We start from the raw sequence: 23,160 nt of genomic DNA on the forward strand, positions 1-23,160 counted from the left end.
ATTTTAGCGGGGAAGGCCCTGCGCCGTCCGGGGACGCGCCCGGGGGCGGGCTGGGTCGGGGCCGCTGGTTAGAATCCCTGGTCGCCAATCAAGGGCCGTCAGCCTCTGCCTCTTCATGCAAAAACGCGCCAAATGGGCCGTGATCACGCTGGTCCTGATCATCGCCGCGCTGCCGATGTTCCTGCTGTTCTGGTTGATGGACGGCGACGACTTCGCGGCCGTCGACCATGGGCAGTCCTACGGCAACAGCATCTATAAGAACTATCAGGGTGGCGTTTACGCCGCCGTTCCCAGCAACGGCTATTACCGCATGGACGAGGCCGATCCGGCCAGTTTCGCGGCCTTCGATACCGGGGCTTTCGACGGCAGGCAGGCGGCCAGGGACCAGCGCCATGTGTATTGCGGCAATCAGGTCCTGCCGGGCATGAAGCCAGCGTCCGCGCGCTACCTGGGCAACAGCTATTTCAGCGATGGCGCGGTCACGGTTTTCTGTTCGATGCACAGTGTGCGCAACGAAGGCCTGGGCATGCTGGACGAGTTCTGGCAGAAGGTCCTGTACCAGGCGGACGCCGGCCCCAAGCCGCAGACTTACCTGTATCCGTTCGTCGCCCTGCCGGCCAGCGCCCGGCCCTACCGGCCGCTGCTGGACCGCGAGCTGGCCACCGACGACGAGCGCGTGTACTACCGGGGCCGCGAAATGCCGCAGGCGGCGCCGGCCTCGCTGCGCCGCCTGCCGGCAGGCCGGGACGGGGACGTGCGTTCCAGCGACGATTTCTTCGCCGATGGCCGCCGCGTCTATTTCCACGAACAGCTGCTGCCGCTGTCGGATGATCCCGCGCTGTACACCTTCATGGTGGGCGACCTGTACCGCCAGCCCTATCTGCAAGACCCGCGCGACGGCATGGTGTACGTGGGCGCGCAGGCCTTCGACGCGGCGCATGCGCCGTACCGCCTGCTCAACGAGCACGGCCGGCATGTGTACCAGGCGCTGTTCCGCAGCAAGGACGGCATCTTTTTCTACAACACGCAGACGCGGCAGGTGGAGCGGGCCGGCGACGACCCGTTGGCTTCGGGCACATACACCGCGCTGTCGCCCTACGTGTACACGGACGGCGGGCAGACGTTGTTCCTGCAGGCGCAGGAAGTTTGGGCTCGCAGCTCGCGGGGCGGTGGCGGCGGGCTGGTGTCCCGTTCCACGCTGGTCAACCAGCTGACGGATGCGCCGGCTGGGGAATGGATCAAGCGCGGCGTGGTTTATCACAACTTCGGCACGGTCTGGCAGAAGGGAGAGAAGCTCTATTACCTTGACGAGCTCGGACCCTCGCAGCTGATTTTCCATTCGATCTATCAGATCATGGACCGCGGCGCGGCGGATTTCCTGCTGCGCTCGCAAGAAACGCGGCAGATCACGGCTGCCGACATCCGCAAGCTGGTCCGGGCCGGCAAGCTGGCGGTGCCGCAGTATGAAACCGTGCTGGAAGCCAAGACACGTTACCGCAAGGTGTTCTCGATTTTCTGAGGCGCCGCCGCCACTCCCCAAAATGGGGGGGTAGGGCCGGTTGGGGTTTTCCTGCCCGCCCTTGAAAGCGCGCCATTGGCCCCCACATCAGTAGGGTTTCCCGGCGGCCGCGCGGGCCAGATGTCCCGGCAGCCAATAACTGTCCCTAATTTATTTACCTAGCCACGTAGAACTATGAGCCAAACCGCCACGCCTTCCACGTCCGAAACCCTGGGGTTCCAGGCAGAGGTGAAGCAGCTGCTGCACCTGATGATCCATTCGCTGTACAGCAACAAGGAAATCTTCCTGCGCGAGCTGGTGTCGAACGCATCGGATGCCTGCGACAAGCTGCGCTTCGAGGCCATCGACCAGCCCGAGCTGCTGGAAGGCAATGGCGAACTGGCCATCACGGTCAGCTACGACAAGGCCGCTCGCACCATCACGATTTCCGACAACGGCATCGGTCTGTCGCGTGATGAAGCCGTGGCCAACCTGGGCACGATCGCGCGTTCCGGCACGCGGGAATTCTTCTCGCAGCTGACTGGCGACAAGCAGAAGGATGCGCAGTTGATCGGCCAGTTCGGCGTGGGCTTCTATTCCTCGTTCATCGTGGCCGACAAGGTCACCGTGATCAGCCGCCGCGCCGGCGCCACGGACGCGATCCAGTGGGAATCCGACGGCCAGGGCGAATTCACCATCGCCGCGGCTGAAAAGGCCTCGCGCGGCACGGACGTCACGCTGCACCTGCGCGCCGACGAAGACGAATTGCTCAACGGCTGGAAGCTGCGCGAGATCCTGCGCCGCTACTCGGACCACATCTCGCTGCCCATCCGCATGGCCAAGGAAGAGTGGGACCAGGAGAAGGGCGAGCAGGTCAAGACCGAAGAACTCGAAACGGTGAACCAGGCCAATGCGCTGTGGGCCCGCAGCAAGTCCGAGGTCACGGAAGAGCAGTACCGCGAGTTCTACAAGACGGTGTCGCACGACTACGACGACCCGCTGGCCTGGACCCACAACCGCGTCGAAGGCCGCAGCGAATACACGCAGCTGCTGTATGTGCCCAAGCATGCGCCCATGGACATGTGGGACCGCGACGGCCGCCACGGCGTGAAGCTGTACGTCAAGCGCGTCTTCATCATGGACGACGCCGACCAGCTGTTGCCCTCGTACCTGCGCTTCGTGCGCGGCGTGATCGATTCGGCGGACCTGCCGCTGAACGTGTCGCGTGAAATCCTGCAGGAAAGCCGCGACGTGCGCGCGATCCGCGAGGGTTCGGCCAAGCGCATCCTGTCGCTGCTGGAAGACATGGCGGAGAACAAGCCGGAAGACTACGCGACCTTCTGGTCGGAGTTCGGCCAGGTGCTGAAGGAAGGCGCGGGCGAGGACTCGGCCAACCTGGAACGCATCGCCAAGCTCATGCGCTTCGCGTCGACGCAGACGGGCGACCAGGCCCAGACCGTGTCGTTCGCCGACTACGTGTCGCGCATGAAGGAAGGCCAGGACAAGATCTACTACGTCACGGCGGATACCTTCGCCGCCGCCAGCAACAGCCCGCATCTGGAAATCTTCCGCAAGAAGGGCATCGAGGTCCTGCTGCTGTCGGACCGCGTGGACGAATGGATGCTGTCCTACCTGCGCGAATTCGACGGCAAGTCGCTGGTGTCGGTGGCCAAGGGCGGCCTGGACCTGGCCGAGCTGGCCGACGAGGAAGAAAAGAAGCACCAGGCCGAAGTGGCCGAGGACTTCAAGCCGCTGGTCGAGCGCCTGCAGAAGACGCTGGAAGAGCAGGTCAAGGAAGTGCGCGTGACCCTGCGCCTGGTGGATTCGCCGGCTTGCGTGGTGGTGGGCCAGAACGAACTCAGCCCGCACCTGCTGCGCATGCTCAAGGCCGCCGGCCAGGAAGCGCCCAACGTCAAGCCGGTGCTGGAAATCAACCCCGAGCACCCGCTGCTGGCCCGCATCCGCGCCGCCGAAGACGGCGAGTTCGACCAGTGGGCGCGTCTGCTGCTGGATCAGGCGCTGCTGGCCGAAGGCGCGCAGATCGCGGACCCGGCCGCGTTCGTGAAGCGCTTGAATGCGTTGCTGCTGAAGTAAGCGGAAAGTAGCTCAAAAAAAGCGCCTTTGACAGGCGCTTTTTTTGTGGGCGGCACATGGTTGGACGGCGATGAGGAAAGCGTCCGATTTTTTCGTGAGTAGCCGTGGGGCGGAGAGCTGGTAGGCTCGAACTGTGTGATTATTCCCGCTCGGGAAGTTGCCCCGGTTTATTTGATATGGAGCTTCAATAACTGACCGTACGGTAATTTTCGGAGCTGCCGATGATCACAGAACCCCCTGTCCGAGATTTCCCTGTCACGATCCGCACCTCGATCGAGTTAGGTGAATTGGTGAAGAGAACGGGCCGCTTGCAAGATTTGCTGCAAATGGATCTGGCCGGTTTGTCGGGTTCGGGAAATCGGTATGTCGTGGACCTGGAGCGGGGCAAGTCCACACTCCAATTGCAGAAGGTGCTGGACATGCTGGATCTGCTGGGCCTCGAGGTACAGGTGGTGCCCAAGCGTGCGCGTCTGCCCTGATTGCACGAGGGGGCCGACATAACCGCGTGGCCGGCGACCGCCTCTCGATCCAGGTCCTTCCCGTCAGGACGCACCTTCGCCCCGTATCACCACCGCATCCAGCGCCACCACCCCTTGCCCCTCTGGCAGCGCCAGCAAGGGATTGATCTCCACCGAACTGAAGTCCTTCCGGCGCGCGTGGGCGAAGCGGGACAGGGCAGCCAGCGCCTCGGCCAGCGCGTCGACGTCGCAGGGCGGCGCGCCGCGCACGCCCTGCAGCAGCGCGTAGCCCTTGATCTCGCGGATCATTTCCAGGGCGTCATCACGATCGAAGGGGGCCAGGCGGAAACTGACGTCCTTGAGCACTTCGACGAAGACGCCGCCCAGGCCGAACATGACGACGGGGCCGAACACGGGATCACAATGCACGCCAGCGATGCATTCCACGCCCTTGGGGGCCATGGGGGCGACGAGCACGCCGTCGATGCGGGCGTCGGGCCGGCGCTGGCGCACGGAGGCCATGATGTCGGCGTAAGCGCGCCGCACGGCGTCCTCGCCGCGGAGGTTGAGCTTCACGCCGCCTACATCGCTTTTGTGCGTGATGTCGGGCGATACCACTTTGAGCACGACGGGAACGCCGTCGCCGCCGGCGCCCATGCCTGGCGTGCGCATATCCGCGACGGCGCGCACCGCCGCATCCGCATCGGTGGCCAGGGCGCAGGGGGACGTGGGCAAGCTGGCCTGACGCAGCAGGTCCATGGCCTGGACTTCGTTGTAGGCGTCCAGCAATGCCGGGGCGTTGGCGATCGCAGTTGCGGGGCCCGCTTCAGCCACGCTGTTGCTCGCGCTGGCCGCTCCGGCTACCGCGCCTATGGTGCGGATGGCGGCGCTGGGATCAGCGAATACCAGGCAGCCCAGCCGTTCCAGCTCGCGGCGGCGCGCGGGCGGGAACAGCGCGCTGATGGCCAGGGGCACGTTCGGATGGCGGGCCTGCATCTGCCGAGCGAAGGCCTCGAAGGTGGGCCACAGGGCTTCGGAGGAGCCTGCAGCGGCCAGGAACACGGCCAGGGCGTCGTAGCGTCCATCGGCCAGCATGTCGTCGGCGGTGGCCAGCAGCAGTCCGGGTTCGGACACGGCCTGGCCCGTGACGTCGACCGGGTTGCGGCCGCTGGCGAAGGGCACGCGTTCCAGCAGCCGGGCTTGCGCGTCGGCGGCGGGCTCAGGCAGCGCCAGTCCGGTGTCGGCGGCTTCGTCGGCCATCAGCGCGCCCACGCCGCCGGAAATGGTGAAGATGCCCAGGCGCCGGCCTTGCGGCGGCTGTTTCCAGGTGTCCAGCGCATAGCCCAGGTTGAAGAATTCCTCGATGGTGCGCGCGCGCAGGGCGCCGTACTGGCGGAACAGCGCGTCGTAGACGGCGTCATCGCCGGCCAGCGCGGCGGTGTGCGAAGCCGCGGCCTGCGCGCCGGCCTGGGTGCGGCCGATCTTGGTGACGACGACGGGTTTGCCGGCCGCGCGCGCCGCGGCCAGGGCGCGGCGCAGCTTGGCGCCGTCGCGGCAGCCTTCCATGTAAGCCATGATGACGCGGGTATCGGCGTCGCGCGCCAGCCATTCGATGCAGTCGGCGACGTCGATGTCGGCCTCGTTGCCGGTGCTGATCCAGTGCGACAGGCCCAGGCCGCGTTCGCGCGCCATGCTGTAGGCGTAGGCGCCGAACGCGCCGCTCTGCGACACCATGCCGATGCCGCCGGCGGCGACGATGCCGTTGGCGGGGGCAGGCGAGAAGGTCGCGTAGACATTGCGTCGCACGTTCATGAAGCCCAGGCAATTGGGGCCCAGCAGCCGGATACCGCGCTCGCGCGCGATGGCGCAGAGCCGTTCCTGTTGCGCAGCGCCGTCCGCGCCGGTCTCGGAGAAGCCGGAGGTGAACACCACGGCCGCGCCGACCTGGCCGGGCCGGGCGCGTTCCAACGCCTGCGCGGCGTGGGCGGCGGGTACCGCCAGGATGGCCAGGTCCACGTCGGCGTCCAACGCGTCCAGGCCGGGCATGGCGGGCAGGCCGGCGATGGCGTCCGCGCGCGGGTTGACGGGGATGATGCGGCCGCCGTAGCCGTGCTGCAGCAGCAATGTGATCGGCATGGCGCCGATCTTGCCCGGCGTGGCCGAGGCGCCGACGATGGCGATGCCTTGCGGATCGAAGAGGCGGGACAGGGAGGTGTCAGTCATGGTGTGGCGATGAAAGATCAGGAGTAGCGCACGACGCTGCGGCCGGTGCTGCCGCGTTCGAGCATGGCGGCCAGCGCCTGTGGCAGCTCGCGGGGTTCGATGACGCGCGCGATCAGGTCCAGGTGCGCGGGGCGGTATTCGGCGGCAAGCTTGTTCCACACCTGGCGCCGCAGCGGCATGGGGCTGTTGGCGTTGATGCCCAGCAGCTTGACGCCGCGCAGGATGAAGGGAATGACCGAGGTGGGCAGGTCCGCGCCGCCGGCATTGCCGAAGGCGGCGGCCACGCCGTCGGGCTTCAGGCTGGCCAGCGCGTGGGCCAGCAGCGGTCCGCCCACGGAGTCGACCACGCCTGCCCAGCGCGCGCTCATGAGCGGCTTGATGCCGGCCGACAGGTTGGGCGGGGCGATCACCTCCTGCGCGCCCAGCGAGCGCAGATAGTCCGCCGCGTCCGGCTTGCCGGACATGGCGCAGACGCGATAACCGCGCTGGCTCAGGATGTCGATGGCGACGCCGGCAACGCCGCCGGTGGCGCCGGTGACCAGCACCTCGCCTTGGTCCGGCGTCAGTCCGCAGTGCTCCATCCAGTGCAGCGAGAGCGCGGCGGTGTAGCCCGCCGCGCCCAGCACGGCGGCGTCGCGCAGTCCGATGCCTGCGGGCAGCGGCAGCACCCAGTCATGGCGCACCCGCGCATACTCGGCGTAGCCGCCGTCGCAATCCACACCGATGCCGAAGCCGTGCACCACGACCTCCTGGCCGGGCGCGAGCGCCGGGTCGGCGGAATGCACCACGGTGCCCGAGAGGTCGATGCCGCCGATGCGCGGATACTCGCGGACGATGCCGCCGCGCCCGGCCTGGGCCAGCGCGTCCTTGTAGTTCAAGCCCGCATACGCCACCTTGATGAGCGTGTCGCCCGCGGACAGCTGGTCCGCGGTCAGGGTGTCGAAACGGCCCTGCGGCGGTTCGCCCGCCGCGCCTGCGTGCAGGCGGTAGGCCTGGAATTCGGGGTTTTCCATGTTCGTCTCCTTGAGGGCTCAGGCCAGCAGCCGGCGAGCCAGCGTGGCGCGGTGCAGTTCGTTGGCGCCGTCGTAGATCCGGAAGGGGCGCATCTCCTGCCAGACCATGGACACGGGCGTGTCGTCGGACAGGCCTGATGCGCCCATCATCTGCACGGCGCGGTCGGCCACGCGGTTCACGGCCTCGGACACGAAGACCTTGGCCATGGCGCTGTGCTGCTTCACCGACAGGCCTTCGTCCATGCGGGTTGCGCAGTCCAGCGTCATGAGGCGGCTGGCGTGCAGGTCGATGTGGGAGTCCGCGACCATGGCCTGGATCTGCTGCAGATCGGCCAGGCGCGCGCCGAAAGACTCGCGCTGCACCACATAGGCCTGCGCCGTTTCCAGCGCGCGGCGGGCGCGGCCGATGTAGCGCATGCAGTGGGACAGGCGGGCGGGCTCCAGCCGCAGCTGCGCATATTCCAGGCCGCGGCCGGGTTCGCCCAGCACGGCCTCGTCGCCGACCTCGCAGTCCTGCAGCAGGATCTCGGCGTGGCCGCCGATCTGGTAGCCCGTGACCATGCCGATGTCGCGCACCACCTGGTAGCCCGGCGTGTCCGCCGGCATCAGGAACAGCGTGGCGCCGGTATCGGTGCGCGCCAGCACCAGCGCGAAATCCGCGCCCACGCCGCCGCTGATGAACTGCTTGTGGCCATTCAGCACCCAGCGCCCATTACGACGTTCGGCGCGGGTGCGCAGCATGGACGGGTCGGAGCCGGCGCCGGGGGCGGGTTCGGTCATGGCGAAGCAGGCGCGCTGCTCGCCGCGCACCAGCGGCGCCAGGAACCGGTCCTGCTGCTCCGGGCTGCCCAGGCGCAGCAGCGTCAGCATGTTGGGCTGGTCGGGTGCGGCGCAATTCAGTGCGGCGGGGCCCAGGAAGCCGCGGCCGGCCTCTTCGAGCACCTGGGCCAGGGCGCGCCAGCCCAAACCCAGTCCGCCGCATTCCTGCGGCAACTGGGGCGCATACAGGCCGGCCTCGCGAGCCTGTATGCGCAATTGGGTGACGCGGCGGTCCAGCGCGGCCACGTCGCGGGCAATGGCGGGGGATTCCGCCGGTATCGCCACCTCGTCGACGAAGCGGCGCACGCGCTCGCACAGGTCTTGCAGGGCGTCGCCGCCGTTGCGTTCTTGTTTGGACTGCATGGCTTATTCCTCGATCTTCACGCCGGCCTGCTTGACCACGGCGCGCCATCTGTCGGTTTCGTCGGCGATGTGCCGGCCAAAGGCTTCGGGCGTGCCGCCGGTGGCACGCATGCCCAGTCCGGTGAAGTAGCTGCGCACCTCGGGATCGGCCAGCACGGCGTTGATCTGACGGTTCAGCAGGGCGATCACGTCCTTGGGCGTACCTGCGGGCGCCATTACGCCCCACCAGGACGAGGCCGACAGCGGTACGCCCAGCTCGGCCAGCGTGGGCACGTCGGGCAGCTCGGGGTTGCGCGTCTGCGAGGCGATGGCGACGGCCCGCAGGCGGCCGGCCTTGACCTGTGCATACACCGGAGGCAGGTTGTCGAAGCTCATCTGGACCTGGCCGCCGACCAGCGCGGTGGCGGCTTCGCTGCTGCCCTTGTAGGGGATGTGACGCAGCGCGATGCCGGTCTGGTGCGCGAACTGCTCGCCCGCCAGATGCGGGATGCTGCCCGTTCCCGCCGTAGCGAAGGTCAGGCCCTGCTGCTGCGCGGCGGCACGCTTCAAGTCGTCCAGGCTGCGTAGGGGACTGGCGGCGGGCAGCAGCAGGTAGACCGGCACGTCCGTGGCCCAGACGACGGGCGTGAGGTCTTTCTTCACGTCATAGGGCAGCTTGGCGTACAGCACGCTGTTGGTCGCCAGGTTGGCCGTTCCCATCAGCAGCGTATAGCCATCGGGCGCGGCGCTGGCCACGTAGGCGGTGCCGATCTGCGTGGCCCCGCCGGGCTTGTTTTCCACCACCACGGGCTGGCCCAGCAGGGGCGCCAGCTTGCGCGCGATCATGCGCGCCGCGGTATCGGTGCCCCCGCCGGCCGCGTAGGGCACGATCAGCCGCACCGGCTTGTCGGGGTAGGCGGCGGCTTGCGCCGTGCCGGCCGCGCCCAGCAGGGCGACGGCGCACAGTGCGCGCAGCATTCGAAAGCAGGATTGCATGGCGGTCTCCCTGCGTCGGCTTATTGGATGCGGGCGCCGGTGGACTGCACCAGCTTGCCCCACCAGGCGGTTTCGTCGGCGATCTGCTTGGCGAACTCGGCCGGCGTGCTGGCCAGGGGTTCCGCGCCCAGCTCCTGGAAGCGGGCGCGCAGCTGCGGATCCTGCAGCGCCTTGACCACGGCGGCGTGCAGCCGCTCGATCACCGCCGGGTCGGTGCCGGCGGGCGCCATCAGGCCTTTCCAGGCCATCACCACAAAGCCCTTCTGGCCGGCTTCATCGAAGGTGGGAATGTCGGGCGCGGCGGTGGCGCGCTGGTCGCTGGGCACGGCCAGCGCGCGCAGGCCGCCTGCCTTGACCTGCGGCAGCAGCGCCGGCATGTTGTCGATCATGAAGTCGATGTGGCCGGCCACCAGGTCGGTGATGGCGGGGCCGCTGCCCTTGTAGGGCACGTGTTCGGCCTGGATGCCGGTCTGCTGCTTGAGCAGTTCGCCGGCCAGTTGGGCAGGCGAGCCATTTCCCGGAGACCCGAAGGACAGCTTGCCGGGGTTGCTGCGGGCGTACTGCAGGAATTCCTGCAGCGTCTTCACCGGCATGGACTTGGTCACCACCATCAGGTTGTGCTCGCGTTCCAGGCAGGTGATGGGCGCCAGGTCCTTGGCCGGATTGAACGGCATGTTGGCGTACAGGCTGGGATTGATGACGGTGGGGCCGGCCGCCGCCAGCAGCAGCGTGTAGCCGTCGGGCGCGGCGCGGGCCACGAAGTCGCCGCCGATGTTGCCGCCGGCGCCGGGCTTGTTCTCGACGATGACCGGCTGGCCCAGGATGGGATGCAGCGCCTCGGCCAGCAGGCGTCCCAGGATGTCGGTCGAACCGCCCGGGGCGAAGGGCACGATCAGCCTCACGGGCTTGTCGGGGTAGGCGGCCGCGGCTTGCGGCGGCAGCGCCGCGCAGGCGAGCGCGGCGGCCATGGCGCCGATCCACTTCGGCAGGTGCTTGTGCAGCATGATGGAAGTCTCCTTTGGTTTGGCGGGCCGCCGGCTTCTTGCGGCTGCGGTCCCTGTATGCCCTAGCGGCCGGGCGTGTAGCCCGCCTGGGTCAGCGTGTGGCGGGCGATATTCAGTTGATGGATCTGGCTGGTGCCTTCGTACAGGCGGAACAGGCGCACGTCGCGGTAGAAGCGTTCGATGCCATGGTCGGCGATGTAGCCATAGCCGCCATGCATCTGCACGCACCGGTCCGCCACGCGGCCGCACATCTCCGACGCGAAGTACTTGCAGATCGAGGCGTTCAATGTCACGTCCGCGCCCGCGTCGCGTTCGCGGGCGGTTTGCAGCACCAGCGCGCGGGCGGCCTGGATCTCGGTCTGGCAGTCGGCCAGCATGGCCTGGATCAGCTGGAAGTCCATCAGCGGCTTGCCGAATTGCTGGCGTTCGGCCACGAAGCGCAGCGTGTCGTCCAGCATGCGGATGGCGGGGCCTATGCACAGCGCGGCCAGATGGATGCGTTGCTTGTTCAACACCTTCATCGCCGTCTTGAAGCCCAGGCCTTCCTGGCCGCCGATGACGTTGGCGGCCGGCACGCGGCAATCCTGGAAATGCACGGCGGACACGGGCGATCCGGCCTGGCCCATCTTGTCGTAGGGCTGGCCGGTGGACAGACCCGGCGTGCCGCGTTCCACGATGAAGGCGGTGATGCCCTTGGCGCCCGGCGCGTCGGGATCGGTGCGCGCCATGACGGTGAACAGGCCCGCCAGGGGCGCATTGGTGATGAAGCACTTCTCGCCGTTCAGCACGTAGTGGCCGCCGTCGCGCACGGCGGTGGTGCGCAGGGCGGTGGCGTCGGAGCCCGCCTGCGGCTCGGTCAGGGCGAAGCAGCCGGTCAGCTCGCCGGACGCCAGCAGCGGCAGGTAGCGGGCCTTCTGCGCCTCGGTGCCGTCGGCCACCAGCGCCTCGGAACCGATGCCGGTGTTGGTGCCGACCCGCGCGCGAAACGCCACCGAGCATTGCGACAGCTCCATGGCGGCCAGGATCAGTTCCTCGGTCGTCATGCCCGCGCCGCCGTATTGCTCCGGGATGGAATAGCCGAACAGTCCCTGCGCGGCCATGCTGGCAACCAGGTCCGGCGGCACCTCGTCCAGGCGGGCGACCTCGGCTTCGTGCGGCGCCAGTTGCTCGCGCACGTAGCGGCGTAGCGATTCGAGGAATTGCGGGAAACCGTCGGGGTCCCTGATCATGGCTAGTCTCCGTTTCATGGTGGGCGCTGATGCATGCCGCGCCGTGTTGAATCCAGGCTAGCAAAAGGCCGCCGGATTTGAGACAAGTGTTTTGATATCTTGAACGCCATGCGAGCCAGATCGGCTATCGCTGCTCTATGATCGGCGGGAACGGACCGCGCATTCCGCGCGTGCTGGGCTCAGGAACGCGACCATGACCACCCGCCCCGGCGAACGCCATGCCGACCCTGCCTTTGCCACCACGTTGGCGCACGGCCTGTCGGTGCTGCAGGCCTTCCGGCATGGCGAACCCGCGCTCAGCAACCGTGAACTGGCGGACCGCACCGGCCTGTCCAAAGCCACGGTTTCACGCCTTACCACCACGCTGATGCAGCGTGGCCTGCTGCGCTACGACGTGGGCCTGCGCCGCTACCGCCTGGGCACCGCGGTCTTGTCGCTGAGTTATCCGCTTTTGGCCAGCATCAAGGTGCGCCAATTGGCGCGCCCGCTGATGAAGCGGCTGGCCGACGCGGCGGGGGGCTCGGCGTCATTGGGCATGCATCACGGCCTGAACATGGTGTACGTGGAAACCTGTCGGGGCCACGACGCCGTGTCGTTCCGCCCGGATATCGGGGCCTTGCTGCCGCTGCTGCCTTCCGCGATGGGACGCGCCTGGCTGGCGCAAGCGCCGGCGGACGAGGCAGAGCCCTTGCTGGCGGCGCTACGGCGCCAGGATCCCGCCGTCTGGCGGCGCCATGCGCCGGACTGGGAACAGGCGCGGCATGATTACGCCGAGCATGGCTATTGCGTGGGACAGGGCGACTGGCATTCGGACGTGCACGCGGTGGCGGTACCCATGCGCACCCGCGTCGACGGCCAGGCGCTGGTGTTCAACTGCGGCGTGCCCGTGACGCGGTTGCGGCCGGGCGACCTGCGCGGCCGCATCGCGCCGCGTCTGCTGACGCTGGTGGCGCGCGTGGAGAAAATGCTGGAGCGGCAGAATGGCGAGTGATCGGGATCGCGAATTCACCACCACGCTGGCGCGCGGCATCGACATCCTGGCCTGCTTTCGCGCCGACCGCCCTGTGTTGGCCAACAAGGACTTTGCGCAGCAGACCGGCCTGTCGCGCAGCGCCGTGGCGCGGTTGACCCATACGCTGGTGGAACTGGGCTTTCTGCAGCGCGAAGGCGAGCCGGCACGCTACCGGCTGGGTGCGTCGGTGCTGGCGCTGAGCTATCCCTTGCTCGCCAGCATGCAGATCCGGCAGCTGGCGCGGCCGCTGATGAAGCAGCTGGCCGACCATGCGCGCGGCGCCGTGTCGCTGGTGGTGCGCGACCGCCTGCAAATGGTGTACGTGGAAACGGCCCGTTCCAACGAGGCCTTGCAGACGCGGCCCGACATCGGCGCGGCGCTGCCGCTGCTGTCCAGCGCCGCTGGCAAGGCGTGGCTGGCGCGGGTCTCGGACGAGGAGCGGGCCGCCGTGCTGAACCAGCTGCGGGTGGCGGATCCCCGGCATTACGAGACCCATTTCCCCAGCCTGGAGGCCGCGCGCCGCGACCTGGAGCGCAAGGGCTATTGCGGCAACAACCTGGAGTGGCGCCCGGACGCCTACGGTTTTGCCGCGCCGCTGGGACGGCCCTACCAGTCGCTGTTGTACGTCTTCAATTGTGGCGTGCCGGCGCAGGACGGGCCTTACCGCGAGCGCGCGGCCGACATCGGCCCGCGGCTGGTCGCCCTCGCGCGGGAGACGGAACGGCTGTTGGGGCTGTCCTGACGCTCCCGGCCCGTCTCCGGGATTCGTGACTCCAAGTCAAAAGTGTTTCGCTGTTTCCTGGCTTTTTCCGCAAGGATGGGGGCGGCATACTGGGCGCCTGCCTTCCGATCGGGTTTACCCGTACCCGGCCTTCCGTGCCGGCCCGCCTTCCCGGTCGGCGCAATCGAACCAAGGAAACCAGATGAATCCCCAGGACTCCCAGCCGGCGAAGGCCGGCCTGCCATTGCTGGCGCTCGCCGTCGGTGCCTTCGGCATCGGCGTGACCGAGTTTTCTCCCATGGGCCTGTTGCCCGTCATTGCCGAAGGGGTGGACGTGTCCATTCCCAGCGCCGGCATGCTGATCAGCGCCTACGCCATCGGCGTGATGGTCGGCGCGCCGCTGATGACGCTGGCGCTTTCGCGCTGGTCGCGCCGCAACGCCTTGCTGGTGCTGATGGCGATCTTCACGGTGGGCAACGTGCTGTCCGCGCTGTCGCCCAACTACACGACGCTGCTGCTGGCCCGCCTGGTCACCAGCCTGAACCATGGCGCGTTCTTCGGCCTGGGCTCGCTGGTGGCGGCCAGCGTGGTGCCGCGCCACAAGCAGGCCAGCGCCGTCGCCACCATGTTCCTGGGCCTGACCATCGCCAACGTGGGCGGCGTGCCCGCCGCCACCTGGCTGGGGCAGGTCATCGGCTGGCGCATGTCGTTCGCCGCGACCTCGGTGCTGGGCCTGATCGCGATGCTGTCGCTATGGTTCGCGCTGCCGGCCGGCGAGGCCGGGCGCCGTCCCGACATCCGCCGCGAGCTGGCCGTGCTGAAGAGTCCGGTGGTGCTGGTGGCCTTGCTGACCACGGTGCTGGGCGCGGGCGCGATGTTCACGCTCTACACCTATGTGGCGCCGACCCTGGCCGAGCTGACGGGCGCATCGCCCAACTTCGTCACGGCGATGCTGGTGCTGATCGGCGTCGGCTTCACCATCGGCAATACGGTGGGCGGGCGCTTTGCCGACCGTTCGCTGGACGGCAGCCTGATCGCCTTCCTGGTGCTGATCATCGCCGACCTGCTGGCGTTCCCGTGGCTGGTCACGACGCAGACCGGCGCGGCCATCGCGCTGCTGATCTTCGGTTTCGGCACGTTTGCCGTGGTGCCGCCGCTGCAGATGCGCGTCATGCGCGCGGCCACCGACGCGCCGGGCCTGGCCTCGTCGGTGAACGTGGGCGCCTTCAACCTGGGCAACGCGGTAGGCGCCGCAGCGGGCGGGGGCGTGATCTCGGCAGGCATGGGCTATGCGGCGGTGCCTGTCGCCGGCGCGATCATCGCCGCGGCGGGGCTGGGCCTGGTGCTGTGGCAGCGTGCCAGCAACCAACGCCAGCGCAAGCTGGCGATGCAGGGCTGCTGAAACCGCGACGCGCAGCAAGTAAAAAAAAGGGCGCCTGTGCATGCAGGCGCCCTTTCTTCATGCAGCGAGACCGCGGCGCTCAGGCTTCGATCCGCTCCACCTTGCCCACCAGCAGGATGTACGACAGCGCGCCCAGCAGGGCCAGCGACGATACGTACACGATGGCGGGCGCGAAGCTGTCCTTCGTCACCAGGAAACCGATCACGATGGGCGTGCAGATCGACGACAGGTTGCCGACGAAGTTGAACACCCCGCCCGTCAGCCCCAGGAGGCGCACCGGCGCCAGCGTGGACACCAGCGACCAGGTGATCGATGCCAGGCCGTTGCCGAAGAAGGCCAGGGCCAGGAAGAAGATCACCCAGGGCGTGGAATCCGTGAAGTTCGCGCCGATCATGGACGTGGAGATCAAGAGGCCCAGGATGATGGGCAGCTTGCGCGCCAGGCCGACGGTGGCGCCGCGGCGGATCAGGAAGTCGGACAGCACGCCCGAGCACAGCACGCCGACGAAGGCCGCCAGGAACGGCACCGACGCCAGGAAGCCGGACTTGATGAAGTCCATGCCGCGGTACTTGACCAGGTAGGTGGGGAACCAGGTCAGGAAGAACCACAGCGTGGACGTCAGGCAGAACTGGCCCAGGTACACGCCCCACAGCTTGCGCTTGCTCATGACCAGGCCCAGGTCGTTCCAGTTGAAGGGCGCCTTCTTTTCCTTGACGTTGCGGTCCAGGTCGACCACGCCGCCGCCTTTCTGGATCAGCTCGATTTCCGCCGCGTTCGCGCCCTTGAACTGGCGCGGCTCGCGGTAGATCATGAACCACAGCACGCCCCACACGATGCCCAGCAGGCCGGTGCTGACGAACACCATGTGCCAGCCGTAGTGGTGCTGCAGCCAGGCCAGCACCGGCGTCAGGAACGCCAGGCCGACGAACTGGCCCGAGGTATAGAAGCCGATGGCGGTGGCGCGTTCGCGTTCCGGGAACCAGGTGGTGACGACGCGGTTGTTGATCGGATAGGCCGGCGCTTCCAGCGCGCCCACGGCCAGGCGCAGCACGAACAGGATGACGAAGCTGCCGGCAAAGCCCATGAAGAACGTGGCTGCCGACCACAGGATCAGCGCGGCCGCGTACAGCACGCGCGGCGAAACGCGGTCCACCAGCCAGCCGCCGGGGATCTGCATGGCGGCGTAGGTCCAGCCGAAGGCCGACAGGATCAGGCCTTCATGCACGGTGTCCAGGCCGAACTCGTCCTTGAGCGCGGGTGCTGCGATGGACAGGTTGCTGCGGTCCAGGTAGTTGATGACGACGGTGATGAACAGCATCACCATGATGAGGTACCGGCTGCGCGTGGGGCGCTGGGCGCCTTGCAGGCCGGCGTGGGTGGCTGTGGACAAGGGATGTCTCCTCTTTCTCTCTATCGGCTGGTTTTTATCGGCTTACCATTCGGCGAAGCTGCCGTCGGCGTGGCGCCAGACCGGATTGCGCCAGCGGTGGCCCACGGCGGCGCGTTCCTTCACGTATTCCTCGTTGACCTCGATGCCCAGGCCGGGGCCTTGCGGAATAGCGACCATGCCGTCCTCGTAGGCGAACACCTCGCGGTTGCTGACGTAGTCCAGCAGGTCGTTGGCGGCGTTGTAGTGGATGCCCAGGCTTTGTTCCTGGATGAAGGCGTTGTAGCAACCGGCGTCGATCTGCAGGCAGGTGGCCAGCGCGATCGGACCCAGCGGGCAGTGCAGCGCCAGCGCCACGTCGTAGGCTTCGGCCATGGCCGCGATCTTGCGGGTTTCGGTGATGCCGCCAGCGTGCGAGGGATCGGGCTGGATGATGTCCACATAGCCTTCGGACAGCACGCGCTTGAAGTCCCAGCGCGAGAACAGGCGTTCGCCCAGCGCGATCGGGGTGGAGGTCAGCGGGGCCAGTTCCTTCAATGCTTCGTAGTGTTCGCTCAGCACCGGCTCTTCGATGAACATGAGCTTGAACGGGTCCAGCTCTTTCATCAGCACCTTGGCCATGGGCTTGTGCACACGGCCATGGAAGTCCACGCCTATGCCCACGTTGGGGCCGACCGCGTCGCGCACGGCGGCCACGTTCTCCAGGCACTTCTCGACCTTGTCGAAGGAATCGATGTACTGCAGTTCCTCGGTGCCGTTCATCTTCACGGCGGTGAAGCCGCGCTGCACGGCGCTCTTGGCGGCCGCGGCGGTGTCGGCGGGGCGGTCGCCGCCGATCCACGAGTACACGCGGATGCGGTCGCGCACGTTGCCGCCCAGCAGCTGCGACACGGATACGCCCAGGTCCTTGCCCTTGATGTCCCACAGGGCCTGGTCGATGCCGGCCAGCGCGCTCATGTGGATGGCGCCGCCGCGGTAGAAGCCGCCGCGGTACAGCACGGTCCAGTGGTCTTCGATGTTGCGCGGATCCTTGCCGATCAGGTAGTCGGACAGTTCCTCGACGGCGGCGGCGACCGAGTGCGCGCGGCCTTCGACGACGGGCTCGCCCCAGCCGACGATGCCGGCGTCCGTTTCAATCTTCAGGAAGCACCACCGCGGCGGCACGATGTAGGTGGTGAGCTTGGTGATCTTCATGCTTGGGTCTCCTGGGCGGGATAGGCGCGTTGCCAGGCCGCGATGAATGAGCGCGCGTTCTGGCCGACTTGGGCGGCCGACAGGCCGGGTTTGTACAAGGCGGAGCCCAGGCCGAAGCCGCTGGCGCCCGCCTGGGCGTAAATCGCGATGTTGTCGGGCGTGATGCCGCCCACGGGCGCCAGCGCGATCGGCGGACGCAGCACGGCGCGCCAGGCCTTCAGCACGGCGGGACCGAGCTGCTCGGCCGGAAACATCTTCAGCACGTCGGCGCCGGCCGCCAGCGCGGCGTAGGCTTCGGTGGGCGTGGCCACGCCGGGGCAGGAGGCCATGCCCAGTTGCTTGGCCCGGCGGATCACGGCGGCGTCGCTGTGCGGCATGACGATCAGTTCGCCGCCGGCCTGCTGCACGCGGGCGCAGTCCTCGGGGTCCAGCACGGTGCCCGCGCCGATCAGGCAGTCGGTGGGCAGCGCCGCGCGCATGGCGCGGATGCTGTCCAGCGGCTCGGGCGAATTCAGCGGCACTTCGATCAGGCGAAAGCCTGCGGCATAGAGTTCCTGCCCGATGGCTTCGGCCTCGGCGGGCTCGATGCCGCGCAGGATGGCGATCAGGCCGCAGTGGGCCATGGCGGTTTGCAGACCGGGATGGTTCATGTTCGGTTCCTATTCCGTGGAGGGCGAGGCGACCAGCCCGGCGCAGACGGCCAGGTGCCACAGGCCGCGCTCGGTGGCGTTCTGCGCCTGTTCGGGCGTGCCCAGGCCGTAGTGCTGCATGGCCTGGATATAGCGTTGGCACAGCGCGGGGTCGCCGCAAAGCACGATGCGGGGCAGTTCGCCCTGCTGTTGCAGCATGTCGGCCAGCGCCGCGATTTCATGGCCGATGAGCAGGCCAGACAGATAGTCGGCCTGCGATTCGGGCGCCAGTTCACCGGTCAGGCCCAGCGCGCGCGTGCTGAAGATGGTGGACAGCACGCCGGCGCGGCCGGCGGGCGCGCCGGCCACTTTCAGGCCGCGTTCGAAGGCGGCCATGTCGGCGCTGGCGGCGTCGGCCATGGTTCGGCCCAGGATGGTGTGGCCGCGCAGCGCGGCGTAGACCTCGCCGGTCATGAAGGTGTCGAAGTGGGTGACGCGGCCGCGGCGGGCGCTGACCCATTTCGAATGCGTGCCGGGCAGGCCGATCAGGACGTTGTCGGCGCTGCGTGTCGCCGGGTCCGCCATCACGCCGACGACCTGGGTTTCTTCGCCGCGCATGACGTTGGGCAGGCCGTGGCGCTGGATCAGGCCGGGCACGATATGCAGGGAAGGGCCGCCGTCGCGCCGGACCTCGGTCAGCAGCGTGCCGATGCGCTGCAGGTCGACCGGCACGTCCAGGTAGGCGGCTTCCTTCCAGCCCTGGGCGCTGCCGACCATGCCGCAGGCGATCACCGGCAAGGAGGGCTCGGCGCGCAGCCAGTCGCCGCAGGCCTGTTCGAAGGCCAGTTCAAAGCCCGACAGGGCGGTGGTGGCGGCGCCGTCCTGCAACGGCTGCGGCAGGCGCATGATGCCCCAGGGCAGGTGGCGCGTATCCAGCGTGCGGCCGGCGGCATCCAGACGGTAGGCGCGCAGCGAGGAGGTGCCCCAATCCAGCGCGATGAGCGCCGCGCGGGCGGGAGATCCGGTAGTCATCAGAAGCTGTCTCGTTTCCGTCCGCAAACCGGGCTGCGGACGCGCGTTGAGGCTGGCGCGGGGCTGGGTTTGCGGACCTTGTTGTCTCGTGCCCGCCGGACGTTGGTGAGCGCGTGGCGGGCGATGGGAAAAATTCTAGATCAGCGCTTGAAAAATCTCAAAATATAGAATTAAATCCCATATAGAGGGAATAAGGGGTGGTGAAGCGCTTTTCACCATCCGGCGCGTAGTGCACGGGAATCGCCCGGAATGCGCGCCTTTTCCCTGCATCCCGCCGCGATCGCGGCGGTTATGCTTGCAGTCGTTCACTTGTTGCCCGGCCCCGTTTTCATGACCTCCACGCAGACTCCCGACCGTACGCCCACCCTGGACCCCGATGGCGCCGCGCCCGCCGGCACGCAGACGCTGATGCGCGGCCTGGCGGTGGTGCAGGCGGTGTCGGGCGGCGCGCGCGACCTGAAGGAAATCTGCGCACGCATCGGCGTGGCGCGCAGCACCACGCACCGGCTGGCCAGCTGCCTGGTGCAGGAACGCTATCTGCGGTCCCTGCCCGGCGTGGGCTATGTGCTGGGGCCGAAGCTGATCGAACTGGGTTTCCAGGCGCGCGAAGCCTTTCCGATGGCGACGCTGGCGCGTCCTTACCTGGACAGCCTGGCGGAACAGACGGGCGATACCATCCACCTGGCCGTGCGCGACAACGACGAAGTCCTGTACCTGGAAAAGATCCCCGGCAAGAAGGGGCTGGAGATGCGCTCCCGCGTCGGGCACCGCATGCCGCTGGCCGCCACCGGCGTGGGCAAGGCCTTGCTGCTGGATACCGAAGAGCCGCAATGGAAGGCGCTGTACCGCGTCGGCGCGCCGGTGTCGTCGCGCGCGGGAGGTGGCAGCCCGACCTGGGAGGCTTTCCGCGACCGCATGCGCGACTATGCCGCCAACGGCTACGCGTTCGACCTCGAAGACAACGAGCCGTCGATCCGCTGCGTGGCGGCGCCCGTGCGCGACGCGTCCAGCGGCATCGTCGCCGCCATCAGCGTGTCCAGCACGGTGCCCTATATGTCGCTGGAGCGTATGCGCGACATGGTCGTCGTGGTGCAGGGCGCGGCAGCGGGGATTTCAGCGGAACTGGGCTGGAAGGTGGACCGCGGCTGAGGCCGCGGCCTCGCCCATTATTCCAGCGGCAGCGTCAGCACGCCCTGCGGGGCCGGACGCATCATGACGCGTCGGTACCAGGCCGACAGCGCCGGCGTGTCGGGCCGCTCGATCGGCAGGGCCAGCCAGCGGTGGGCCGAGCAGACCAGGGCGATGTCGGCCATGGTCAGGTGACGGCCGGCAATGAACTCGCGGCCTTGCAAGGCCTGGTCCAGGATCAGGGCGCGCGCATTCGAACGCTTGACCGAATTTTCGATGGCGGCGCGGTCGCGCTTGTCCTCGGGCGTGCGGATCAGGCCCAGGAACGCGGGGCCCATGACGCCTTGCCATTCGGTGGCCTGCCAGTCCATCCAGCGGTCCGCGTCCGCGCGCATGCAGACGTCTTCCGGCCACAGGCTGCCCGCGCCGTAGCGCGCGGCCAGATAGCGCACGATGGCGTTCGATTCCCACAGCACGAAGCCGCCATCGTCGATGAGCGGCACGGTGCGGTTGGGATTCAGCTTGGCGAATTCGGGCGTGTCGACCACGCCGAACGGGCCGCCAGCCTGCGTGAAGGAATGCGGCAGCGCCAGTTCGCGCACCGCCAGCATGACTTTCTGAACGTTGACGGAAGTCAGGCGTCCCCAGATCTTCAACATGGCCATTCCTTGTAGTGTCAGACGGGCGGCAGCTGCCGCCGTGCAAAACCGCTGTCGCGCGCAAAGCGCGTCCAGTTGAAAGCAGGCCCGGGGTCGGTCTTGCGCCCCGGGGCGATGTGTTCGTGTCCCCAGGCGGCCGCCAGCGGATGGCGCACGCGCAGCGCCGGCGTCAGCTTGCGCAGGGCCAGGTACTGGGCTTCGGCATAGGGCTGGGTGTCGGTGCCTTCAAGCTCTATGCCGATGGAGAAGTCATTGCAACGCTCGCGGCCCGCAAAACGCGAGACGCCCGCATGCCAGGCGCGCTGGTCGGTGGAGACGAACTGGATGATGCCGCCATCGCGGCGGATGAAGAAATGCGCCGATACGCGCAGGCCGCGCAGCCGTTCCAGCCAGGGATGGGAACCGTAGTCCAGCGTATTCAGGAACAGCCCCGCGACCTCAGGGCCGCCGAATTGCCCCGGCGGCAGGCTGATGTTGTGCAGCACCAGCAGCGACACCTGCGCGCCGGCGGGGCGCGCGTCGCAGTTGGGGGAGGGCATGAGCGAAACACCCGGGGCCGGCGCCAGCCAGCCATGACGATCCAGAAGCAAGGCCATGGGAAGAAAGCATGCATGTGGTTTCCAACACGCATTATGCCGTGCCGGGCGGCAAGCCTCTAATCGGGCGGATCAGTGCCGGGCAGGGCCCAGGCGCGCGTGCTCCGCGCTGCACCAGGTCTGGCCGTTCTGCTGCAAGGCCTCGGAGCGGGGCAGATGGATGCCGCAGTGGGCGCAACGCACCATGGATTCCAGCGGTTTGGGTCCGCGGGCATCGGTCTTGGGCTTTTTCGCGCCCTGCTGGCCGGCTTGCCGCGCCGCCGCCATGCGGCCGGCCAGGCGGGCCACGAACAGCACCAGGATGATCAGAACGATCCAGAACAGCAACTTGCCCACTTCAACCTCGATGCAGAATCATTTCCAGCACGAACCGGCTGCCGGTATAGGCCAGAATCAGGAACCCGAAACCCGTCAGCGTCCAGCGCAGGGCGACGCGGCCGCGCCAGCCCCAGATGTGGCGGCCGGCCAGCAGCACGCCAAAGGTCAGCCACGACAACAGCGTGAACACGGTCTTGTGGTCGAACGGCAGGATCTTGCCCGTCAGCTTCATGGAAGCCACCGAGCCCGTGCCCACGGCCAGGGTCAGCACGATGAAGCCGATCCAGATGATGCGGAACAGCAGTTGTTCCTGCACCAGCAGCGGCGGCTGCGAGTCCAGCACGCGGCCGACGATGCTGCGTTCGGCGGGAGCTTCCAGCGGGCGATGCAGGTGGCGGTCCAGCAGCGCCATCATCATGGCGTGCAGCGCGGCGATGGTGATCAGGCCGTAGGCCGCCAGGGCGATCAGCAGGTGGACGCGCAACCAGGCGTCATTGGCATGGGGCACGAACTGCCCCTGAGGGAAGAGCGCGGCCAGGCCGCTGGCGATGGTGGCGGCGGGCAACAGCAGCAATTGCAGGCCATCTATGCGCACCAGCAGGCTTTCCAGCCAGAACACCACCATGCCCAGCCAGATGGCCGCGGACAGGGCCAGCGCCCACCCGATGAACAGATGCTGGGCCCCCAGCATCGATTGTTGCAGCCCGATTCCATGGAGAACCAGGGCACCCAGCAGGCACAGGCGGGCGATTTTGCCGGTCTGTTCCACGCCGCCGCCGCGGGCCAGGCGGATCCAAAGCGACCCTCCCAGCACTGCGTACGCCAAGGCAGCCGCCGTGTGAAATACAATGCCTAGTGACATAGAAACCGTTGTCTGGATGGGGCCTTGGGGCGCATGCCGCCCGAAAGCGCAGAATCCGCGCCTGCGGCCACCGTTCAATCAACTAGTTTAAGCGGAAACGCCTCTCATGCTCGATAACCTAACTCAACGCCTGTCGCGCGTCGTCAAGACGCTGCGCGGGGAAGCCCGCCTGACCGAGGCCAACACCCAGGAGATGCTGCGCGAAGTGCGCATGGCGCTGCTGGAAGCCGACGTGGCGCTGCCCGTCGTGCGCGAGTTCGTCGCGCGCGTAAAGGAAAAGGCGCTGGGCGAAGAAGTCGCCAGCAGCCTCAGCCCGGGCCAGGCCCTGGTGGGCGTGGTCCACAAGGAACTGACCGCCCTGATGGGCGGCGACCTGGGCGCCGACTCCGGCGAACTGTCGCTGGCGGTGCAGCCGCCCGCCGTCATCCTCATGGCCGGCCTGCAGGGCGCCGGCAAGACCACCACCACCGGCAAGCTGGCGCGCTGGCTCAGCGAAGGCCAGCACACCCAGCACGGCCGCAAGACCGGCAAGAAGAAGGTGCTG

At 67.9% G+C, this 23,160-nt stretch carries 22 protein-coding genes; 8 read left to right on the top strand and 14 right to left on the bottom strand.

The features are described from left to right. The first annotated feature begins 115 nt into the window (after positions 1-115). The 3 genes from BRO63_RS28510 to BRO63_RS28520 all read left to right on the top strand — a co-directional run bounded on the left by BRO63_RS28510 (position 116) and on the right by BRO63_RS28520 (position 4,071). A complete protein-coding gene (locus BRO63_RS28510) occupies positions 116-1,519 on the top strand; it encodes a DKNYY domain-containing protein (protein ID WP_088142998.1) in 1,404 nt (467 codons plus the stop codon). 174 nt (positions 1,520-1,693) lie between these two features. Then, positions 1,694-3,592, top strand: a complete 1,899-nt coding sequence (gene htpG, locus BRO63_RS28515) for a molecular chaperone HtpG (RefSeq protein WP_088142999.1) — start codon at positions 1,694-1,696, stop codon at positions 3,590-3,592. A gap of 221 nt (positions 3,593-3,813) precedes the next feature. Continuing rightward, complete coding sequence (locus BRO63_RS28520; RefSeq protein ID WP_088143000.1) at positions 3,814-4,071, top strand: transcriptional regulator; 258 nt, start codon at positions 3,814-3,816, stop codon at positions 4,069-4,071. 63 nt (positions 4,072-4,134) lie between these two features. Here the strand turns inward: BRO63_RS28520 and BRO63_RS28525 are convergent, their stop codons facing one another. The 6 genes from BRO63_RS28525 to BRO63_RS28550 all read right to left on the bottom strand — a co-directional run bounded on the left by BRO63_RS28525 (position 4,135) and on the right by BRO63_RS28550 (position 11,676). Next, positions 4,135-6,273, bottom strand: a complete 2,139-nt coding sequence (locus BRO63_RS28525; RefSeq protein ID WP_088143001.1) for an acetate--CoA ligase family protein — start codon at positions 6,271-6,273, stop codon at positions 4,135-4,137. Positions 6,274-6,290: 17 nt separating this feature from the next. Continuing rightward, on the bottom strand, positions 6,291-7,286 hold the full coding sequence (locus BRO63_RS28530; protein ID WP_088143002.1) for an acrylyl-CoA reductase family protein: 996 nt from the start codon (positions 7,284-7,286) through the stop codon (positions 6,291-6,293). A gap of 18 nt (positions 7,287-7,304) precedes the next feature. After that, a complete protein-coding gene (locus tag BRO63_RS28535) occupies positions 7,305-8,468 on the bottom strand; it encodes an acyl-CoA dehydrogenase family protein (RefSeq protein WP_088143003.1) in 1,164 nt (387 codons plus the stop codon). A gap of 3 nt (positions 8,469-8,471) precedes the next feature. Further along, a complete protein-coding gene (locus BRO63_RS28540) occupies positions 8,472-9,443 on the bottom strand; it encodes a Bug family tripartite tricarboxylate transporter substrate binding protein (RefSeq protein ID WP_088143004.1) in 972 nt (323 codons plus the stop codon). Between the two features lie 20 nt (positions 9,444-9,463). Further along, entirely contained in the window at positions 9,464-10,447 is a 984-nt protein-coding gene (locus BRO63_RS28545) for a Bug family tripartite tricarboxylate transporter substrate binding protein (protein ID WP_088143005.1), read from the bottom strand. A 62-nt stretch (positions 10,448-10,509) separates the two neighbouring features. Continuing rightward, a complete protein-coding gene (locus BRO63_RS28550; RefSeq protein WP_088143006.1) occupies positions 10,510-11,676 on the bottom strand; it encodes an acyl-CoA dehydrogenase family protein in 1,167 nt (388 codons plus the stop codon). A 193-nt stretch (positions 11,677-11,869) separates the two neighbouring features. Between BRO63_RS28550 and BRO63_RS28555 the strand changes: the two genes are divergently transcribed. From BRO63_RS28555 to BRO63_RS28565, 3 genes are all read left to right on the top strand, one after another. Then, positions 11,870-12,667 (top strand): IclR family transcriptional regulator, encoded by a 798-nt coding sequence (locus BRO63_RS28555; RefSeq protein WP_088143007.1) that lies wholly within the window; start codon positions 11,870-11,872, stop codon positions 12,665-12,667. Then, positions 12,657-13,430 carry an IclR family transcriptional regulator gene (locus BRO63_RS28560; RefSeq protein WP_088143008.1) on the top strand — a complete coding sequence of 258 codons (774 nt, stop codon included), beginning with the start codon at positions 12,657-12,659 and terminating at the stop codon, positions 13,428-13,430. The genes BRO63_RS28555 and BRO63_RS28560 overlap by 11 nt, the downstream gene beginning before the upstream one ends. A 181-nt stretch (positions 13,431-13,611) precedes the next feature. Continuing rightward, the gene (locus BRO63_RS28565) at positions 13,612-14,811 is read left to right on the top strand and encodes an MFS transporter (RefSeq protein ID WP_088143009.1); all 1,200 of its coding nucleotides are present in this window, start codon (positions 13,612-13,614) and stop codon (positions 14,809-14,811) included. Positions 14,812-14,890: 79 nt separating this feature from the next. Here BRO63_RS28565 and BRO63_RS28570 read toward each other — a convergent pair whose 3' ends face one another. Genes BRO63_RS28570 through BRO63_RS28585 form a run of 4 tightly spaced genes read right to left on the bottom strand, consistent with a single transcriptional unit; the run spans position 14,891 to position 19,053 of the window. Next, entirely contained in the window at positions 14,891-16,201 is a 1,311-nt protein-coding gene (locus BRO63_RS28570) for an MFS transporter (RefSeq protein ID WP_088143010.1), read from the bottom strand. Positions 16,202-16,243: 42 nt separating this feature from the next. Next, complete coding sequence (gene dgoD / locus BRO63_RS28575; protein WP_088143011.1) at positions 16,244-17,392, bottom strand: galactonate dehydratase; 1,149 nt, start codon at positions 17,390-17,392, stop codon at positions 16,244-16,246. Beyond that, entirely contained in the window at positions 17,389-18,042 is a 654-nt protein-coding gene (locus BRO63_RS28580; RefSeq protein ID WP_088143012.1) for a 2-dehydro-3-deoxy-6-phosphogalactonate aldolase, read from the bottom strand. Before BRO63_RS28580 ends, dgoD begins: the two co-directional genes overlap by 4 nt. 9 nt (positions 18,043-18,051) lie before the next feature. Continuing rightward, positions 18,052-19,053: a 2-dehydro-3-deoxygalactonokinase gene (locus BRO63_RS28585; protein WP_088143013.1), complete on the bottom strand. Its 1,002-nt coding sequence runs from the start codon at positions 19,051-19,053 to the stop codon at positions 18,052-18,054. A 330-nt stretch (positions 19,054-19,383) separates the two neighbouring features. On the opposite strand from BRO63_RS28585, the gene BRO63_RS28590 reads away from it, so the two are divergent. Beyond that, a complete protein-coding gene (locus tag BRO63_RS28590) occupies positions 19,384-20,202 on the top strand; it encodes an IclR family transcriptional regulator (RefSeq protein WP_088143016.1) in 819 nt (272 codons plus the stop codon). Positions 20,203-20,219: 17 nt separating this feature from the next. Here the strand turns inward: BRO63_RS28590 and BRO63_RS28595 are convergent, their stop codons facing one another. The 4 genes from BRO63_RS28595 to BRO63_RS28610 form a co-directional block, all read right to left on the bottom strand. Continuing rightward, positions 20,220-20,840 carry a glutathione S-transferase family protein gene (locus tag BRO63_RS28595; RefSeq protein WP_088143014.1) on the bottom strand — a complete coding sequence of 207 codons (621 nt, stop codon included), beginning with the start codon at positions 20,838-20,840 and terminating at the stop codon, positions 20,220-20,222. A 17-nt stretch (positions 20,841-20,857) separates the two neighbouring features. Further along, a complete protein-coding gene (gene ampD / locus BRO63_RS28600) occupies positions 20,858-21,436 on the bottom strand; it encodes a 1,6-anhydro-N-acetylmuramyl-L-alanine amidase AmpD (RefSeq protein ID WP_088143015.1) in 579 nt (192 codons plus the stop codon). Between the two features lie 72 nt (positions 21,437-21,508). After that, complete coding sequence (locus BRO63_RS28605; RefSeq protein ID WP_059373915.1) at positions 21,509-21,772, bottom strand: PP0621 family protein; 264 nt, start codon at positions 21,770-21,772, stop codon at positions 21,509-21,511. Position 21,773: 1 nt separating this feature from the next. Beyond that, positions 21,774-22,616 (bottom strand): cytochrome C assembly family protein, encoded by an 843-nt coding sequence (locus BRO63_RS28610; RefSeq protein WP_179215244.1) that lies wholly within the window; start codon positions 22,614-22,616, stop codon positions 21,774-21,776. Positions 22,617-22,722: 106 nt separating this feature from the next. Here BRO63_RS28610 and BRO63_RS28615 point away from each other — a divergent pair. Beyond that, positions 22,723-23,160 (top strand): signal recognition particle receptor subunit alpha (locus BRO63_RS28615; RefSeq protein WP_179215245.1); only part of this gene is annotated, 438 nt, incomplete at its 3' end.

This window comes from Achromobacter xylosoxidans, from assembly GCF_002192695.1.
GTDB classification, from domain to species: domain Bacteria; phylum Pseudomonadota; class Gammaproteobacteria; order Burkholderiales; family Burkholderiaceae_B; genus Achromobacter; species Achromobacter xylosoxidans_C.